Below are 17,206 nucleotides of genomic sequence, written 5' to 3'. Positions count from 1 at the left end.
GCTTGCTGCTGCCCCTGGATCGCGATCTGATCACATTCCGCCTCGCCCCCTCGTACGCGCTATGCCGTCGACGCTCTCACCGCTTGTCGCGGGCCGACAGCGCCCAAGTAGGGCAAGCCATGCTGCCGCATGTCGACCGTCATGTCGTCGGACAAGTACACGGCGGGAATCCTCTCAACCGCGGGGACCTCCAGCGATCGGCGAAAAACTTCGGCGGTATCCTGATCGAAAAACTCCTCGTCACTGGGCCTCCCTGACTCGCGATGGAAGACCCGCCATCTCTTGGTGCTCGCCACCTTCCGCACCTCGAAGTTCCGACTCAATGTCGGCAACGGCGCCTCAGCCAACTGCGCGCCCCATGACCTTACGAGTTTCTCAACCGCGGCCGGGACGATTCGGTCATAGAATGCTTTCAGGCCGTCGGCATTTGCCCAGGGGAAGCGCTCGGCGTGCAGTCTCCCCGGCAACCAGGCTATTCCCGAAAACTCCCGACTTGCGGCAAGCAGCAGCATCATCCTCAGCGCGACTTCCAGCCAATGGTTGAGGTAAGGATTGAAAGGGGGCGGCTGCAGGTCATCGTCCCAGTCGAAACTGTCGACGGCCGCATCATCGATCGGTTGTCGCCTCCTCGCCTCCTGGATAACCGCCCGAAGCTCCTGATTCCAGTCACTCTGGATCTCTTCGAGGACGAGCAGACGCGCGCCCGCAGGCGTCGTGCGCTCGGTGCTCCGCACATGGGCAACAATATTGGGAAGGTCGAAATGTGGTCCCCAGTACTGCGCGGAAAGGTTGGGCGCGGTAATGAGCCATTCGGTGTAATTCGCGCCTCCGGGGAGTACGTAACGCGTGAAGTGATTGCGGCTCCTGGTTTGGCCGACGAATCCTTCCGTGGCAAGGCGCCGCGCCATGCGCTCAACCAGCATCCGGCCATACGCCATCGCCTCTTGAGCGGTGGCAAAGCGCCGTTCCACCGGGTGCGACGCCAGTTTCTTTCGTCCACGCGGAACCGAGAACGACCAGTACCGATTCCGGCCAAACAGACCGGCGTCGACTTCCACATGCAGCCAGATGCACAGCCCGAAGCTACGATCCGCGTAATGCAACAGACGGACCTCGCGTCGCCCTCGCCGGACGACGATGGCCGGAAGTTCGCTGGGGCGCTGTTGTTTTTCGTAGCGGACGAGCGGCAGATACTCATCGGTGACATGGCGTTGAAGAACCAGTTCGCAGGGAGGATCGTGCTTCAGGAAGGCGAGCAGCTCGTCCAGGTGCAGAGGGCGTGCCGGATGCTTCTCAAGCGCCGGGATGATGTTCGACCACTCGATCTCGACCGCAGTGACGCCCTTTTGCTGCAAGTTGCGAATGGTGCCAATCCACTGTTGCGGCGTTCCTTTCGTCTGGCCAGTCGCCGCAAGCCGCCGCTGTAGCGGCGACCATAGTTTGATCGGTGAAAGCTCGTATTCCTCCCCTGTTCGCTTTTTCATGGCGTTGAACTCGGCCCTGCCCTCGTCACTTGATCGACATCGCCGTTCAGCGCGCGAAACCGCCGGCGCAGGCAGCGTCGATCATGCTCCTGATGTAGCTGTCGCTGTCCTCCTCCTGGAACAGGATGTGCCGCCTCTGCATCTCGCTCTTCTCCATGTTCCACAGCATCGTCATCGTGTGCGAGTGCGTGTTCGAGACGATGAACGACTGCAGGCGCACCGTGACATCGCCGAGGCGTTGTTCGATCTCCTTGATGCTCTCGTGAAACTGGATCTTTGGATCGCTCGGCCCGAGATTCCGGATACCTTTGGGGTCCACGAAGATCACGTGTTGCATGCCGTCCGCGAGTAGCCAGAGGATGAAGTCGGGGTGGAAATTGCCGGCCTCGAAGAATCCCACACCACGGCCCTTGCTCAGGTTGCGCAGCAGGTAGAGTTCTCTGGTTTTGAAGAAGGCGGCGTTGGCATCGTGGAACGTCTTGAGATCCTCGACGAAGCGGCGCTCGCCCTTGTTCAGCGCGGTGGGGCTGATCTCGACGACCTTCGTGTCGAGATAGAGCAGTGGCTGATACAGATGCTGGCCGAACCAGATCGCCTGCATGCCCCCGAATGCCCACGACTTGAGCTCGCCTTTCACGATCGCGGCCTTCAGTTCTTCGAGCTTGGTGACAATCTCCTCCTGCGACTTGTCGATCAGGATGCGGTAGCCGCCGCTCTGTTCGGGAGATTTCTTGACGCTCAGGAAGTTCGGGTCGTCCTCGGCGAGGTCACGATACTCCAGGTGCGGCAGTTCCCAATCGCGTTTGCGGAACGTGTAGTAGCGCTCGGTGTACTTCCTGAGCAGGGAAACGGCGATCTCCTCCCACAGACGCACTCTCTCGAAAGAATCGGAGGCCAGTTCTTCAGCCGGAATCTGTAGCCGGTACCAGCTCTGATCGGCGAGCAATCGCTCGATTGCCTGTCGCGTCAGGTTCAGGTTGTACCAGCCGCGCTCGGCTTTGAAACGCTCCAGCTCGAAGGTCATCCGGTCGAGGTCGAGGAAGGCCACATGCCGCGCGCTGAGGTGGGTCTCGTTGAGCGCGGCATTCGCATCGCCGCCAATCAGACCACCCGCTTTCATCGCCTGAATCTTCGGGTACCAGTTGAGCACGACCTGGTTTTTCTGCAGGTACGCCGTGCTCGGGTCACGGGACGGGTCCGGCCGGGCCAGCGTCGGCACCGGCCCGAGCTTGCGGAACGCGTCGCCGAATTCGGTGCTGACGCCGTTGATCGTCCTCTTGAGGCGGACGGTCTTGAGCTTCTGCGTGCCGAGGTTCCTGATCACCGGCAGCAGGAACGGAATACGATCGTCGTTGGCAGGCAAGCCCTCTTCTTTGAGGAAATCGCGGAACTGCGCCATGTAGTCGGCGTGGATACCGAAGATGCCGAGGGTCTCCAGCACGCTGAGGTGCCTGGGGCGATCGACGCCGTCGGGTAGGCGCGCCCTGCTGCTGCGCTTGAGGCTCAGGTCGTAGCCCTTGAGCCGCACGCCGCGTCCGAAGAGCTGGATGATCTGCGCGCCTTCCCCTTTGCCGACGTTCATCAGGCCCATGGTGGACACGCGCCAACTGCTCCAGCCCTCGGTGAATTTTTTCGAGCCGATCAGGAGATTCACCGTCGACTGCGGCTTGTTGATCTCCTGAAACAGCGAGCCCGAGAATTCGCGCTCGCCGGTCGCCAGGCGATGCTGCTCGCACAGCTTGACCAGCTTGGCATCGTCACCGACGTTGATGACGCCGAAGTCCTCGTTGTCGGCGCCGAGTCGTAGCGCCACTTCGCCGGTCGCTCCCTTCAGGTTCTCGACATAGAGCTGCCCGCCGCCCGGCGCGTTGAAGAGCGTTGTGAGCGTCTCATCGAAAACCTGCGCGGGCGAAAGCCCGCAGGTGTTGAGATAGGCGAAGCGTCCGGCAAACAGGTTCCTGCCCGTCGCGGTGACCAGGCCCTGATGCAGGACACGTTCGATGTGCTGGATGCTCGCCGCGCGGTTTGCCACATAGCGCGAGAGGAACTGCAGGATCTCCACGATGTCCGCCGCGTCGCGCGTGGCCAGCGTCGCCGTCACGCTGCCACCGACGAAGATCCACAAGGGTTTCTCGACGTGGAAGGGCCGGAAGTTCGCGCCCTGCTCGCGGTAGAGTCGCTGCTGCTGGAAGAACGACAACAGGCACGCCACCAGATACACTTCAAGGTGCTCCCGCTGTGTCCCTTCGTCGAGGTTCAGGATCTGGTAGTCCTTGCCGAAACCGTCGCCGTAGAAGTAGCGGTACGAGTAATCGAACAGCGTGCTCCTGGCGTACAGATCGATGAGCCTCGGCCAGCCCTTGACCGCCTGCCCGAAAGTGGCCGAGTACTCGAACGAAAAGCCCTTCTCGCACAGCGCGTTGCGAAAGCGCATCCACGCGCCCTCTTCGCCGCTGCTCGTGCCGCGGTGGCCCTCGTCCACCAGTACCAGATTGTTGCCCTCGAAGGAGTCGATGGCGATGGTCCTGTCGCCCATCTCGTCGCGCAGCCGGGTCACTTCGAGGATCTCCACCGCCTGACCGGTGAACAACCCGCGCCCATCCTTGTTGAACAGTTCGGCGTCGATGCCCGCCGCCGCGAACTCGCGCAGGTGCTGCCGGGAAAGACCCTCGTTGGGCGTCAGCAGCAGGATGCGGTTCAGTTCCCAACGCCGCCCATGCGTCTGCAGCGCGTGCTGGTACTGCAGAATGTTGGCGTGCATCAGGAGCGTCTTGCCGCTACCGGTGGCGCTCCAGTAGGCCAGCTTGTTGAGCTGCGGCCAGGCTTCGGCGGTTTCGTCGAAGGGCGCAATCTGGTCAGCCTCCGGCTTGTCGGCGTTGTAGATGGCGATCTGCGCGTTCAGCGCGGCAAGCAGCGCCTGGGGATCGCGAAAGTAACGGTCGAGATAAATCTCGGTGAACAGGAGGGTGAGGTACTGGAAGTACTTCCAGACGATCGGCCGCTCGCCGTGCGTGAGACGCCGCTCGTTCAGCCGTTGCGTGTGCCTGACGATGTTCTGGTCGTATTCGAGCAACAGCTCGGTTGGCAGTTGCGTCAGGTTGAAGAGCTGCGCCGTGAGCGCGTGGTGAAAGTGGTGGACCTGGTTCTCATCGAGACCTTCCAGGCTTTCGTGGCGCAGGTGTTCGGCCAGTTCCTCGAAGTGCTTGACGTTGAACAGCGACAGCAACCACTGATTCAGCACCAGCTTGTGGGGGAACGGTATCTGTGGCTGCCTGCTGGTGCGGCTTCGCGGCGCGGCAGGGGTTGCGGCCGCTGGATTGCGGGGGCGTGGCATCAGCGGTCTCCCTCGGCGAAACCGGATTCGCCAACCGCAGGCTCGCCAACGGTCGTTTCGCCGAGTACCCCCGCCGCCAGTTGTTCCTCGATGAAGCGCTGCATCTCTTCTTTCTTCGGCAGTTCCAGCAGGTACTTCGATACGAACAGCCCGTTGTCGATGCCGGCCAGCGCGTACTCCACCAGGGCGTGATCCTTCTGCGTGCACAGCAGGATGCCCACCGGCGGATTGTCGCCGGTCGTCATCATGTTCTTGCGATACCAGCTCACATAGGTGTTCAGTTGGCCGATGTTCTCGTGGCTGAACGCGGCGACTTTCAGTTCCAGCAGGACATGGCATTTGAGAATCCGGTGATAGAAAACGAGGTCCACGAAGTTGTGGCTGTCGCCGATCAGGATGCGCTTCTGCCGCGCCTCGAAGCAGAAGCCGTGGCCGAGTTCGAGCAGAAAGTCGTGCAGCTTGTCCAGGAGCTGATCTTCAAGGTGCGATTCGCTCATCACCTCCTGTGGCTTCAAGCCCAGGAACTCGAAGACATAAGGGTCGCGGATGGCCAGCGTCGGCCCGGCGCGCTCGGCACCTTCCTGAGCCAGAGCGGCCAGCTTCGCCTTATCCTTCGAAAGCCCGGATCGCTCGTAGTAAAGGCTCGCAATCTGCCGCTTCAGCTCACGCACCGACCAGTTGCCACGAATGCACTCCAGCTCGTAAAAGGCCCGTTTGGGCGCGTCGTCGCATTGCAGCAGCTCCGCGATGTGGCTGAACGAGAGCCTGTTCAGGAGATCACCGGCGGCGACACCGAATTCGGGAGTCGGTGACTCCCGATTGTTGGTCACATTCGTTTGCGGCAAGAGGGTGATGCCGAATTCGGGAGTCAGCGTCTCCCGAATCTGCGGATAGATCAGATAGAACTGGCGATAGCGTCGCAGCTCTCTCGCCTCGGCGCGGCTGACACCCGCCGCCGCCAGCCGTTCCGACAAGCGCTCCAGCAGCGTGTCACCGTACCGGGCGCGGTCCGCACCGTCTTGCTCGTACTCCGCGATGTACAGGCCGATCAGCCAGTTGCGCAGCGTGAGGTGGGTATTGACCGCTCGCGACGCCTGCGCGGCCAGCCTGGCGTGCGCCTGCTCGATGGTCGCCACCAGCCGTTCGAAAGACATCGCGGTGGTCGCCGAGGCGGTCATGCTCATACGCCCTCAGCCTCGAACATCAGCCGATGGAAGTCCTCCTCGATCAACCGCACCTTCCAGAGGTCGTCGGGCGTCTTGAGGTTTTCGAGGTTGTTGCCGCCGTTGACATAGATGAGGTCGAACTCGCTGTCCTTCGCCGAGTAGCCCTGTTTGGTGAACCACTCGTCGAGCACCAGATTGTCCTGCTCGGGTTCGCCGGTGAGCTTGCGCCAGATGATCAGCGTCCTGCGGCCGTCAGGGGTGGTGCCGGTGACGGTGCGGAACCAGTACGGGCCGAGGGCATCCTGCTTGAGTCGTCCGTCGAGGCGCAGGCGCTTCTCGCTATCGCGCTCGAACGACGTACTGAAAGTCTGCGGTGCGGCGATGTGCTGGACGGTCAGGCCGATGAGCCAGTTGAAGGTTTCCAGCAGATCGACGTTGACCTCGCGGCTTTCGTCCGATCCTGGCCGCTTGACCTTGAGCCTGTAGGCGGTGGGATCGCTGAACGCCTGCACGTTGAGCAGCGACTGGCTGCCGCGAGTCTCGACGTCGAGCATGTAGCGCAGCATGTACTGCTCCTTGAGCTTGCCCGCCCCTTGTGCTGGCGCGAGGTCGAGCAGGCTCCGCTGCTCCTTAGTACGTTTCAGTTCCAGGTTGTTGAGTGTGTCCTCATAGGACTCGAGGCGAATGATCTTGATGCATTGACTGATACCCTGGCGCGAAACCGGCTTGCCCGCGCGCCAGTCTCGCGAATAGACGGCTTTAAGGACACGAGGTTTAAGGATCGCGTCGAAATAATCCGCGATCTCAATGAGGATGAACTTCCGCCGACCCCTGTCGCCGCGGTTTAAGTTAATGACCGCATGTGCCGTGCTTCCAGAGCCGCCGAAACAATCCAAGATGGCACTGGTGCTTTTCGCAGCATGCAAAATGAACCGAGACACGAAGTCGGCATGCTTCGGCGCCAAGAACATGCCTGATCGACCGAACATTGCCGATGTCTGCTTTTCGCCATCGGAGTAGTCCACGATTATGCTCTTGCCGACGTTTGTCCCCACCTCATGTAGAAAGCGCTTCAGGCGCGGGACGTTGTTCTCATTGGGGCCCCAAACGATTCGACCATCACGATCCAAATGCACGAAGCTCCGCGCATCTGGCGAGTCATCATGATAGGGCAAATTCCAGCCACGACTGGGGCATGGACAATACCTCCCGGTGACGGGGTGTGGTGGCTTGTAAAAGCGGTAGTTCTTATGGCTGGGATCGCGAGTCGTGGGTGACTGCTTGGTAGCTGGCATTGAAATGTTGTCGCTCGCCCAGATCCAGATGCGCCCTTCCTTGGCCTTGGCCTCAACCTCGGGCACGATCTTCTCATGGGCGTCGCGATACTCTGCATGACAGTAAGGATAGATGCCCTTCCAGGGGTCGTTGCGCTCTTCGTCATCCCAGAGAAGCCCTTGTGCCTCTATTTCCTCCCGGTATGCAATTTGGTGCTTCTGATACAAGCTACGCAGTTCGCTTTCGATTTCATTAACTGTAGGGTAAACGGGGTTGAGCGTCGAAACGAGGTCTAAGACCTCTTCGTAACCGGGCTTGGGTTCGCGAAACATGCTGCGATCCTGCTCAGCCGTGGCGCGGTGCTTGGCATACACTAAGACGTACTCATGGTTCGTCGAGTAATTTGGGGCTTGGCTGTTGTTGGTGTTCATCGCCCAGATTAATTCCTCGACGCGGTTGTCTATGCCAAAAATCTCATCAAGGACGTGCTGAACGACCATCCGCTCGGCCTTGTCGATGCTGACAAATATTGCTCCATCCTTCGTCAGTGTGCGCCAAAGCCCCTCCAACCGATCGTGCATCATCGCGGCGAACGATGAGTGTTTGTAGTCATTTTTGTATGGGATTGCGCTGCTCGCGGTGTTGTAGGGAGGATCGATGTAGACGCACTTTACGCTGTCGTCGCAGCGAGCTTCTAGCAAGCGCAGGGCTTGGAAGTTGTCGCTGTGGATCAATACCCCGTCTACGTTTGCGTCCAACCCGTCTGACGCGTTCAACAACCTCTCGCTGAAAATGGAGCTGAAGAAACGCGTGTCCAATGGAAGGCTGGCATGTGCCTTGAGAAACCCTGGGGTGAGAGGCACAGAGTAATCAACGGCCGGTTCGGGGAAAAGTCCGTGCTGAGCATCCCGATTGGCTATTGTGATCTCATCAATCGCAAACAGTTTCACCCATTCCTCGCGCTGCCCGTCATTCGCCGCGACCTCCGGATAGAACTCCTCGGGAATGCGGTCGAGGGTGATGCACCACGACGTCTCTACCACGAACTTCTTCTTCAGCCACAGCTTCTTCTGGAAGTCCTCCAATTGGGCGAGGAAGTCGATGATCTTGCCGGCGATCCTGCGGATGACCTTGATCTTGGAGAGGTACTGCTCGACGCGGGGAACCGTCTCGTCTTCGACGTCGTCGAGGTGCATGACCTCGTTCTTGATGTAGAAGTCCAACTCGCGCCGCAGGAAGCCACCGAGATCCTTGTGGATGAAGTAGTCGAAGGTGTTGCGTGCGGTGTAACGCTTGAGGTGTGCCTCCAGCCTTGTGTAGTCAGCCCCTTCGCCGCTCGTCGTAACGTGCGATCTGCCCAGATCTGCTATCCACGCGGCCAGCGATGGGTCCGCCACCGCCAGGACGCGCTTGACCGCGAGCGCGATCAGGTCCTTCTGCGCCGGCGGTTTGGTCTTGCCGTCGCGAGCATCGTCTGCCCAGTCGATGGCGGTCGCCGGACGATACTCGAAGCGGATGGTCAGTTCTTTCCCCTGCTCGCCATCTTCCTCGGCGATGAAATCACGGCCCGAATCGCCGGCGGCTGCCAGGATGAACACGCGGTCCTTGCCTTCGGCGGCCTTGACGTTGCCGTGCTCGCCCTCGACAGCGTCCACCAGTCGAAAGTGCACCCTTCGGCAGTTTTCAGTTTTCAGTGTTCGGTTTTCAGTCTGAACACTGAAACCTGAAAACTGAACACTACTGCTCCCCTCCAGCCGAAAACAGTAATCACGCAAGTACTCGCTGGTCTTGATGTAGTACTGGTCCTTGTTGGCCCAGTGCAGCGTGACTTCCTCGCCCTCGTAGGGGATGGCGTACACGCCCGGCTTGTACACGCGCTTGGCGAGAAAATCGCCCTCGGAGTAGTAGCGGCGGAAGAAACTGTAGAGGTGGTCGTAGACCTCGCTCTCCAGCGCACCGATGTCCACGGCGTCATTCTTGATTCGAGCACGCAGGTCCTTGACCTTGGGCAGCGTCTCGGGGTCGGCGCCGAGTGACTGTGCCTGTTCAATGGCCTTGGCCAGCTCCTTCTCGATCTCGGCCTTGTCGGCGGTCCGGTATTGACCGAATGCCGCTTGTACCTGCGGCAGCAGATCCTTGTCGAGGAACTGCGACACCTCGGCGCTCTTGGCGTGCATGACGCGGTAGAGGCCGAAGTCCAGGTCTGGCTGGTCAAGCTGGAACAGCTCGTGCAGGAGGGTCTTCAGCTTCTCGTATTTCTGGCTCATGGGAGTTTTCAGTGTTCAGTTTTCAGTGCGGGGGGTGATGGAGCGGGCGAGGCCGGTGAGCATTCTGGAGATCTCTTTTAGTTCGGATACGAGCGGGCTCATTTCTTCGGGTTTGAGAATGCCAATTTTGCTGGCAATGTAGCATTGCGTTCGCAATTCGGCGGCAGAACCGCGCGCAATGGTCAGGAAGCGAGCGAAGTCCCGTCCCCCACGTTCAGCCCCTTCCGCAATATTCGAGGCAATCGAAACCGCCGCACGCTGCATCTGGTCCCGAAGTCCATATTCCCGGCATTCCTGCAGCAGCTCATAGACCCGCACCGCAAGCTGACACGCCCGTTTCCAGACTTCCAACTTCTCAAATGACTGATACATGACCCACCCTCAGAGAACTGAACACTGAACACTGAAAACTCACTCAACACCCCATCGTATGGTGAAGAGCGCCTCGGTCACGGAGCGCTGGGCGAGGCGTCGTTCCAATGATTCGATCAGGGAATCGCGCTTCTCCATGATCTCGTCCTCGGCCTTGAAGATGTCCTGACGCTGGCGGCGCTGCTGCTTTTCCAGCTTCTGCAAGTGTTGCTGAATTTCATGCTGCTCTTCGAGCGTCACCGCCTGGCGCGCCTGCCGCCGTAGGGCCTTGATCTGCTCCTTGGTCGCTGCTAGCGCCTTCTCCGCCGACAGCACCATGTCGTCGGCCCACTTCTCCAGCTTCTCGCGCGCCTGGTGGAAGTGGACGTTGTTCTGTTCGAGCGAACGGCTGATGGTCGCCTTGGCGTGCCTTTCGGCCTCAGCCCCCAGGCGTTGCTGCACGCTGGCCGGAATTTCCTCATCACCCTGCAGACGCCCGGAACAGCCGAAGAGCTTCTCCATCGTCTCCTGGTCGAGCGAGGCACCGCCATCGGCAAGTCCTGAGAACAGCAGGTACTCCTCCCGCTCATAGGACTCGACCACGAGACGGGTGAGTGTCAGGAAACCCCTCTTCCCACGAAGTGCTTCGACCGCATGGATGCGCGTCGGATGATGTGAAACATCGAAGACGATTCGCACCGGAGGTGTCGCGATCGCCTTGGCGCTCTCGACTACATACTCGCCCAGCGGATGCGAGAGCCGATAGAGATACTGGCAGCGCGCCTCGCCGTCATCCTCATCGGCAGCCTGTGCCGACCGGCGCTGGTTCTTCGAAATCAGGTGGTAGCGACCCGGATGAACGGTGCCTCCGCTTCCCGACTGAACACTGAAACCTGAGCACTGAACACTTTCAAGCAACTCGAACGCCAGCGCGCCGTCGTCGAAGCTGGCCCGAGCGTCGAGCATGAAGCGTGTCAAGGACCAGAAGCGCTGGCCAAAACGATCCAGCTGCGCCTTGGCGTCGTCAAGCTGCAGCCGAAGGCGATGGTGCACATCCTCGTCGAAGTGCTCGAACAGTGTCCGGCGTGTATCGTCCATGCGGGTGCGGATCTGCTCGTCCATTTCCTCTTGCAGGGTGCGAAACGCCGCATCGATCTCCTGGGGCGTTCGGCATCTCTGGTAGATGGCGAGGATGCGCTTCTCGAAGTCGACGCCGGACTCGATGGTTCCAAGCACTTCGTCGGAGGCGCCGAAGACGCCGTTGAAGAGGTTGAACTTCTCGCCCAGCAATGCCAGGACGCGGCGGTCGGCCTCGTTACGTTCGTTCAGGAAATTGATGACGACTACGTCGTGCTTTTGCCCGTAGCGGTGGCAACGACCGATGCGCTGCTCGATGCGTTGCGGGTTCCACGGTAGGTCGTAGTTGATGACCAGCGAACAGAACTGCAGGTTGATGCCTTCGGACGCAGCCTCGGTGGCGATGAGGATCGTGCCTTCGTCGCGGAAGTGTTCGATGAGCGCGGTACGCACATCGACGGCGCGGGAAGCAGAGGAACGGCCGCTGTCCCGGCTTTTTTCAACCCAGCGCTGGTAGATGGCGTTGGCTTCCGGCCCGCTGTTATTGCCGTTGAAGAGCACCACCTGTCCGCGGTAGCCGTGCGATTCAAGAAAAGTCTTCAGGTATTCCTGCGTGCGGCGCGACTCGGTGAACAGCAGCGCCTTGCGTGCCGCGCCGTTGGCTGTCATCTGTTCGAAGCCGATGTCCAGTGCGGTGAGCAACGTCCTGGTCTTGGTGTCGGTGCCGATGCTGCGCGCCCAGTTGGCGAGCCGTTGCAGAATCTCAATTTCTTCCCGCAGCTTCTGACGGTCAATCGTGTGTGGCGGGTTTTCGGCGTCGGCGTCGGCAGACTCCCCGAGAATCTCGTCGAGCAGGTCGTCTTCGATCTCCTCGGAGTCGATCAGACCCTCGGTAAACTCGGGGTCGTCGGCTACCTTGTCGTCACTCAGCTTTTCGAGACGCGTACGCAGAGTGTCAAGAGTGGCAGCGATCGCCGGCGAAGAGGATGCCAGTAGCTTGCGGAGGATCAGCGCGGTCAGATGTCGCTGGCGCGTGGGAAGCGCGTAGCTGTCTTCGCGTTGCAGGAATCCGGACACCGCCTCGTAGAGCGCGTGTTCGTCGTCGCTGGGCGTGAACGGTCGCGTGATCGGTCGCCGCTCGGTGTAGCGGATGTACTCGGTGACCTGGTTGCGTAGCGTGCGCTTGCAGAAGCCGGACAGGCGCTGACGCAACTCGCTGACGCTGCTGCCGGCGCTGGCATACTGGGAACGGAAGGAGTTGAGATCCCCGAACAGATGCTCGTCAATGAGAGTCGATAGCCCGTACAGTTCGAGAAGGGAGTTCTGCAGGGGCGTTGCCGTGAGCAAGAGCTTGCGGCAGTCTTCGGTTGCCCAGCGTATGCCTTGACCCACCTTGTTGCTCGGTCGGTAGGCATTGCGCAGCTTGTGGGCTTCGTCGATGACCACCAGATCCCAGGCGAAGGTCTTCAGTTCCTCACGCAAGGCGTTGGCGTAGTTCAACGACAGGATGAGTACGGCCTTCTCGCTCAAAGGCGCGCCACCACCCCGTTGTGATTCGCGATAGGCTTTGGCGTCGAGCACCCGCGCGGGCAGGTTGAACTTCTCCTGCAACTCCATTGCCCACTGCTTGCGCAGCGATGCCGGGCAGATCACCAGCAGGCGGCGCTTGCGTTCTGCCCAGAACTGACAGAGCACGATACCCGCCTCGATCGTTTTCCCGAGACCAACCTCGTCGGCCAGGATCACTCCTTTGGATAGCGGCGACTGCAAAGCGAAGAGCGCCGCCTCGATCTGGTGCGGATTGAGATCCACCGCCGCATCGAAAAGCGACATCGACAGACGATCCATGCCACTGGTTGCGCGCCGGGTTAGGTCGTGGGCGAAGTACTTGGCGTGGTGCGGCGTCAGGATCATCGGTGCAGGATACGGGTCTCTCGGAGGCAGGTGTCGAGGCGCGTCTTGTGATTCCTGATTCTCACTGGCTGTCGACGAGTATCGTGATGCCGATGCCCACGGCGACGATCGCGCAGCTACCGCCTGAGAACACGGATCGCACATGGCTGTAGCGCATCCCGTAACACTGCTGGTTTGAAGCGTCGGGAGGGCGGTACGCGGCAGATTGTACGCGACCATCATCCCTTGTCAAAAGCTCGAATTCGCCATCGCCTGAAGGTTCCTGCTCTTCCAGTTCGAGGTACGTGACCTTCTCGGTGCGCCCGCGTGACCGTGTTCACCTCTTCTCGTTATCGACACTTGCGAAACGCTTCCTTTCGGTGGACGCGCCCAACCCCGGTCGATCTGGTATTATCGTGAACGTCACGTAAATAAAGAATGATCGATGACAGATTGGCCTGCAATGGTCACGAAACGAGGCAGGCCACCCAAGGGCGAGCGCCCGATGAGTGCCGGCGAGCGCAAACGAGCACAGCGCCAGCGTGACAGCCAAGCGGTGATTGCCGCGACCGGGGATGAGAGGAACGCGTCACTACGCGTGCTGCTGGCAATCTTGGCGCGTGTCGAGGCGTCAGAAACTGCCCGGTTGTCTGCTGAACACGCTTGGGCAGAAATCGGCCGGCGCTATGGTTTCGTGAGCGTCACAGAACAAGCCCGCGTTGAAGAAACACCGTCGAGGAACAAGGAATGAGCGAAGCGACCGGAACTGAAAAGCTGCGCCCTGGCTGGAAACCCGGCCAGTCTGGCAACCCGAACGGACGCCCCAAGGGCAGTCGCAATCGGGTCACCCTTGTGGCCTTGGCGGCGATGGACGAAGGCGCCGACGCGATTGCGCGGAAGGTAGTCGAGATGGCCAAGGGTGGTGACATCAGCGCCGCACGACTGGTGATCGAGCGTCTGGTTCCGGTGGCAAAAGAGCGCCCGATCTTCCTGTCGCTGCCGGACACGGGGTCTGCGGAAGGCGTCGCGCAGGCTCAGGCTGCCATCCTGCAGGCTGTTGCCGCCGGCGACATCCTGCCTGGCGAAGCGGCGACACTCGCCGGCATCGTGGAAGCCCGCCGCAAGGCGCTGGAGACCCAGGAGCTTGAGCAACGCATCAGCGCACTGGAAGGGAAGAAATGAACGGGTTGCAAAGGCGGCTCAGCAAGGTGGAAAAACTCAGGAACCGCAACGACGGCGAGAGGGAAGTCGACATCGAGCTGGAACGGATGGGGACGAGCCGTGCCGCTTTGCTGGCCGATTTCGGCAGCCTGTTCGCATTCCGCGACTGGCTGGATGCGCGCATGGCTGCGGAGGACCATCCAGCCGGAGTGCAGCCATCAATAGCCGCGCCTCATCGGAAGCGTCCCATCGATCCCGCAGTCTCCGCGAAATGGAATGCGATTCTCGACCGGTACGAGGCGCTACAGCCCGCGGATACGGGCGCGTGATTTTCTCTACCCGAGGAGGTGGCAATGAGCAGAACGCTGGAGCGCCGCACGGCCAGACTGGAGGCACACCACTCGAACGCCGACGAGATCGCCCTCATCATCCGTCGCATCGTCGGCCGCCCGGTCTTCCGCGCGGTCATCGGTGACGATGTCGTCGACCGCCGCGCCGACGAAGCCGAAGACGACTTCGTCGAACGAGCGAAGGTCGAAGCGCTGGCTCGCACCGATCGCCGTCCGTGCCGCGTGCTCCTCTTGCCCCAGAAAGTACTGCAATGAGTACCCTGGACCGTCGCTTGGCACGACTGGAAAGCGTGCTGCTGCCAAAGCCACAGCTATCCGTCTGCATGCTGCGCGAGCCCGCGAGCGATGCGCCAGCCGAGGAATGGGCGGAATACCGGCGGCAGGTTGACGAAGCGGAAGCTCGTGGAGATTTCCTCATCCTGCTGGTGCCGATGAAGCCGACCGAAAGCCCGCGAACCGAGAACGGTGTGACCTACTGCGGTACGGAACTGGACGCGCTGGCGTTGAAGGCGTCGATGCTTCCGTCCAAGCTCGGCAACAAGAGCGCGCTGGACGACGTGATGAAGAGTTTGTCAGGTAACGTGTTCTCGCCCGTGCCCTGAAACGAGGCATAGGCGGCCGATGTCGTGCCGGCTTTCGCCGGGCACCAGCCGCTGCTGCGTTCATGCGGTAAGGGTGCCGGACGTCTCGCGCCTGGCAAAGGGAGGGTAGCCCCGACACTCGCGGCAACGACGCACTGCTGGCCAAGGCCAACCGTCGACACCGAGGCCATTCTGCGATGCCAAACTCTGAAGGCGCAACTTGAAGAGAACTGCCATGCCCGAGCCTGACCATCGCCGACACCATCACCCGTCAGGACGCTGCAGGGCGGTACTGTTTGACCGATCTGCACCATCCCGGAGCACGGGATGACGGACGGCAGGTGGTGTGACCGCGGCTCTGCGCGGCACGGTTGCGGCACGGGCGGGATCCGTTGTACGTCAAGACGCGTTGCAACTCGCCGCTCTGGTCGATGACTCTCGGCGCGTTGCCGGCGCCAAGCGCGTCGTATAGAATGGGTTCGTCAGAGGTCGCCTTGACTTGAGACTGCTGGGAATTGGACCCGGCTGAGTGCTTAAGCCATTCGCGGCCTTTGGCTTTTTCGAGGCCGAGCAACAGCCCATCGGCGATCCAGTTCGCGATAGTCGCATCGCGCTTCGGATGGATGATGCAGAGGTTTTTTCCGGGGCGCCTGGAGGTCCATTGCCACAACGACTTCGCCTTCGAAGTGCCGGTCTTGCGTGACGACAACCAGATGGCCGGGTTCTGTTGCTTGAGCACCCCCTGGCCATCTGCTATGCTTTTTGCGCTGTTCTGGTCCGCAAGAGTTTCTCGAGGTTGCTTCGAAGATGTCTCGGCATCACGCAACTGATCGGTTCGGGCGGACGGGCTTTTCGATTGCCCGGTAGTGGCGGTCATGGCTACCCCGGCCATGTCTCCCGACCCCATGGAGCTAAGGTGTAGGCTGCGACCACTCCAGAGCAGCTTTCCTTCCGGCCTGCCCTTGAAGACGTTCAGGACCGAGGAGGAATCCCCGCGGTCCACGCGCTCGACAAGCGCCGTTCCTTTCGGCGTCCCGACGCTCTGCGGCACCAAGCGCCCCCCCTGCCGGCGTCGTAGATCCCCATGATGTTGCGGACGACGACCGCCTAATTGGCCGCTGAGCAAGCGCTGCGGTCCTTCAGTGCGCGGCTCAGACACGCGCTTGCACAAGGCAGCGTTGATGTGGATTGGCCCAATCTGCTTACCATTTGCTTACCGAAGACCCAGAAAGCAAAAAGCCCAACCTTGTGAGTTGGGCTAACGTATTGATTTCGTTGGTGGTGATGGGTGGAATCGAACCACCGACCTAAGGGTTATGAATCCTTCGCTCTAACCGACTGAGCTACATCACCAGCGGGCGCCGGATTATAGGTTCTCTCGCCTTGCCGGTCAACACGTGGTCGATCGGGTCTCCCGGGCAACGGCCGTCGCAATCTCGTGCCGGATCCGATTTGGGCGGGACGAAGAGGGGGGTTGGCCCGCTGTCGTTTCGATCGGTTGGTCTCTTGCCTTCAGGGCAGCCGCTGCCGCTTGCGCGTGCCAGGGGTGGCGAGGCGAGAGGATCGACCGGAGTGCCGGACCGGGCGTGCTGGTCCGCGCGCGATAGGGCAGAAGCTGGTACTCGCGCGGGCCCGCCCTGCCATTCCTGAAGTCCCCCGGAACTTCGTGCGCAGAGCCGTGACCGTCCCCAACAGCCCGGCCCTTCGGGGTGGAGGCAACGCGGCCGGCGCGGCCGGGGTGAGGTCAGGTGGCGGCAAATTTGCGTCGGCCGCGAGGCGTTGACGATTGCCACCGGCGAATCCCGCGTCGTCGAGAAGAGGGGCCGCCTGCCGCTACGCTGGCTCAAGGACTGCGGGCCTACCCGTCCCGTTTGCGCCCGGTGGCCGAGGCGATGCGCTTCGCGGGCAGCTTGGCGGCGGGAAGCGTGCCGTGGCCGCCGTCGTTCGCAGCGCAGTCGGCTGGCGAGCTGCGTCTCGGCCACGGACCAGCTGCCGAGCGCGCGCCGTGCAAGACATCCACGCGGCGCGCCTGTTTCTCGGTGAGAGCCCCGAGGATGCCGGTGCGTGACGGATGAGCGGGATCTTGCCGGGCTGACCGCACGTCATTCGTCGTCCGTGGTCGTCGATGGGCTGCTCGCCCTGTCGGCTGCCGAGCGCCGCGCGGTGGAAGGCGGCGGATGATCCACGACTGGCTGCTGCTGGTCCCGGGGCCGGGACGACGAAGGAAGGCAGCAGCGTCGGTCTCCACTGGCGTGCGCAGCTTGACT

General features: G+C 61.2%; 12 protein-coding genes and 1 tRNA gene. 5 read left to right on the top strand and 8 right to left on the bottom strand.

Annotated features, from left to right (window positions below; all coding sequences use genetic code 11):
- Positions 1-59: 59 nt before the first annotated feature.
- Genes HT579_01445 through HT579_01420 form a run of 6 tightly spaced genes read right to left on the bottom strand, consistent with a single transcriptional unit; the run spans position 60 to position 12,868 of the window.
- On the bottom strand, positions 60-1,484 hold the full coding sequence (locus HT579_01445) for a hypothetical protein (protein ID QKS27742.1): 1,425 nt from the start codon (positions 1,482-1,484) through the stop codon (positions 60-62).
- Positions 1,485-1,530: 46 nt separating this feature from the next.
- Positions 1,531-4,818, bottom strand: a complete 3,288-nt coding sequence (locus HT579_01440) for a DEAD/DEAH box helicase family protein (protein QKS27741.1) — start codon at positions 4,816-4,818, stop codon at positions 1,531-1,533.
- Complete coding sequence (locus HT579_01435) at positions 4,818-5,972, bottom strand: DUF1016 family protein (protein ID QKS31433.1); 1,155 nt, start codon at positions 5,970-5,972, stop codon at positions 4,818-4,820. The genes HT579_01440 and HT579_01435 overlap by 1 nt, the downstream gene beginning before the upstream one ends.
- 26 nt (positions 5,973-5,998) lie before the next feature.
- Entirely contained in the window at positions 5,999-9,526 is a 3,528-nt protein-coding gene (locus HT579_01430; protein ID QKS27740.1) for a site-specific DNA-methyltransferase, read from the bottom strand.
- A 15-nt stretch (positions 9,527-9,541) separates the two neighbouring features.
- A complete protein-coding gene (locus tag HT579_01425; protein QKS27739.1) occupies positions 9,542-9,898 on the bottom strand; it encodes a four helix bundle protein in 357 nt (118 codons plus the stop codon).
- Positions 9,899-9,937: 39 nt separating this feature from the next.
- Positions 9,938-12,868 carry a DEAD/DEAH box helicase family protein gene (locus tag HT579_01420; protein QKS27738.1) on the bottom strand — a complete coding sequence of 977 codons (2,931 nt, stop codon included), beginning with the start codon at positions 12,866-12,868 and terminating at the stop codon, positions 9,938-9,940.
- 484 nt (positions 12,869-13,352) lie between these two features.
- Between HT579_01420 and HT579_01415 the strand changes: the two genes are divergently transcribed.
- From HT579_01415 to HT579_01395, 5 genes are read left to right on the top strand one after another with little or no spacing between them, the layout of a single operon-like run.
- Positions 13,353-13,598, top strand: a complete 246-nt coding sequence (locus HT579_01415; protein QKS27737.1) for a hypothetical protein — start codon at positions 13,353-13,355, stop codon at positions 13,596-13,598.
- Positions 13,595-14,029 carry a hypothetical protein gene (locus tag HT579_01410; GenBank protein ID QKS27736.1) on the top strand — a complete coding sequence of 145 codons (435 nt, stop codon included), beginning with the start codon at positions 13,595-13,597 and terminating at the stop codon, positions 14,027-14,029. The genes HT579_01415 and HT579_01410 overlap by 4 nt, the downstream gene beginning before the upstream one ends.
- The gene (locus tag HT579_01405; GenBank protein ID QKS27735.1) at positions 14,026-14,337 is read left to right on the top strand and encodes a hypothetical protein; all 312 of its coding nucleotides are present in this window, start codon (positions 14,026-14,028) and stop codon (positions 14,335-14,337) included. The genes HT579_01410 and HT579_01405 overlap by 4 nt, the downstream gene beginning before the upstream one ends.
- Positions 14,338-14,361: 24 nt before the next feature.
- Positions 14,362-14,613 carry a hypothetical protein gene (locus HT579_01400; GenBank protein ID QKS27734.1) on the top strand — a complete coding sequence of 84 codons (252 nt, stop codon included), beginning with the start codon at positions 14,362-14,364 and terminating at the stop codon, positions 14,611-14,613.
- Positions 14,610-14,960, top strand: coding sequence for a hypothetical protein (locus tag HT579_01395; GenBank protein QKS27733.1), 351 nt, complete (start codon positions 14,610-14,612; stop codon positions 14,958-14,960). Before HT579_01400 ends, HT579_01395 begins: the two co-directional genes overlap by 4 nt.
- 250 nt (positions 14,961-15,210) lie before the next feature.
- Here HT579_01395 and HT579_01390 read toward each other — a convergent pair whose 3' ends face one another.
- Together HT579_01390 and HT579_01385 are read right to left on the bottom strand one after the other, a co-directional pair.
- Positions 15,211-15,993 (bottom strand): hypothetical protein, encoded by a 783-nt coding sequence (locus tag HT579_01390; GenBank protein ID QKS27732.1) that lies wholly within the window; start codon positions 15,991-15,993, stop codon positions 15,211-15,213.
- A 222-nt stretch (positions 15,994-16,215) separates the two neighbouring features.
- Positions 16,216-16,292 (bottom strand) — tRNA-Met (locus HT579_01385).
- Positions 16,293-17,206: the final 914 nt, after the last annotated feature.

Source organism: Candidatus Accumulibacter similis (assembly GCA_013347225.1).
Taxonomy (GTDB): domain Bacteria; phylum Pseudomonadota; class Gammaproteobacteria; order Burkholderiales; family Rhodocyclaceae; genus Accumulibacter; species Accumulibacter similis.
This window is presented reverse-complemented; position numbering and strand designations above follow the sequence as displayed.

Excerpts from the sequence above, each read along its gene's own strand:
- HT579_01445 (QKS27742.1), bottom strand. The coding sequence starts at position 1,484 with ATGAAAAAGCGAACAGGGGAGGAATACGAGCTTTCACCGATCAAACTA.
- HT579_01440 (QKS27741.1), bottom strand. The coding sequence starts at position 4,818 with ATGCCACGCCCCCGCAATCCAGCGGCCGCAACCCCTGCCGCGCCGCGA.
- HT579_01435 (QKS31433.1), bottom strand. The coding sequence starts at position 5,972 with ATGTCTTTCGAACGGCTGGTGGCGACCATCGAGCAGGCGCACGCCAGG.
- HT579_01430 (QKS27740.1), bottom strand. The coding sequence starts at position 9,526 with ATGAGCCAGAAATACGAGAAGCTGAAGACCCTCCTGCACGAGCTGTTC.
- HT579_01425 (QKS27739.1), bottom strand. The coding sequence starts at position 9,898 with ATGTATCAGTCATTTGAGAAGTTGGAAGTCTGGAAACGGGCGTGTCAG.
- HT579_01420 (QKS27738.1), bottom strand. The coding sequence starts at position 12,868 with ATGATCCTGACGCCGCACCACGCCAAGTACTTCGCCCACGACCTAACC.
- HT579_01415 (QKS27737.1), top strand. The coding sequence starts at position 13,353 with ATGAGTGCCGGCGAGCGCAAACGAGCACAGCGCCAGCGTGACAGCCAA.
- HT579_01410 (QKS27736.1), top strand. The coding sequence starts at position 13,595 with ATGAGCGAAGCGACCGGAACTGAAAAGCTGCGCCCTGGCTGGAAACCC.
- HT579_01405 (QKS27735.1), top strand. The coding sequence starts at position 14,026 with ATGAACGGGTTGCAAAGGCGGCTCAGCAAGGTGGAAAAACTCAGGAAC.
- HT579_01400 (QKS27734.1), top strand. The coding sequence starts at position 14,362 with ATGAGCAGAACGCTGGAGCGCCGCACGGCCAGACTGGAGGCACACCAC.
- HT579_01395 (QKS27733.1), top strand. The coding sequence starts at position 14,610 with ATGAGTACCCTGGACCGTCGCTTGGCACGACTGGAAAGCGTGCTGCTG.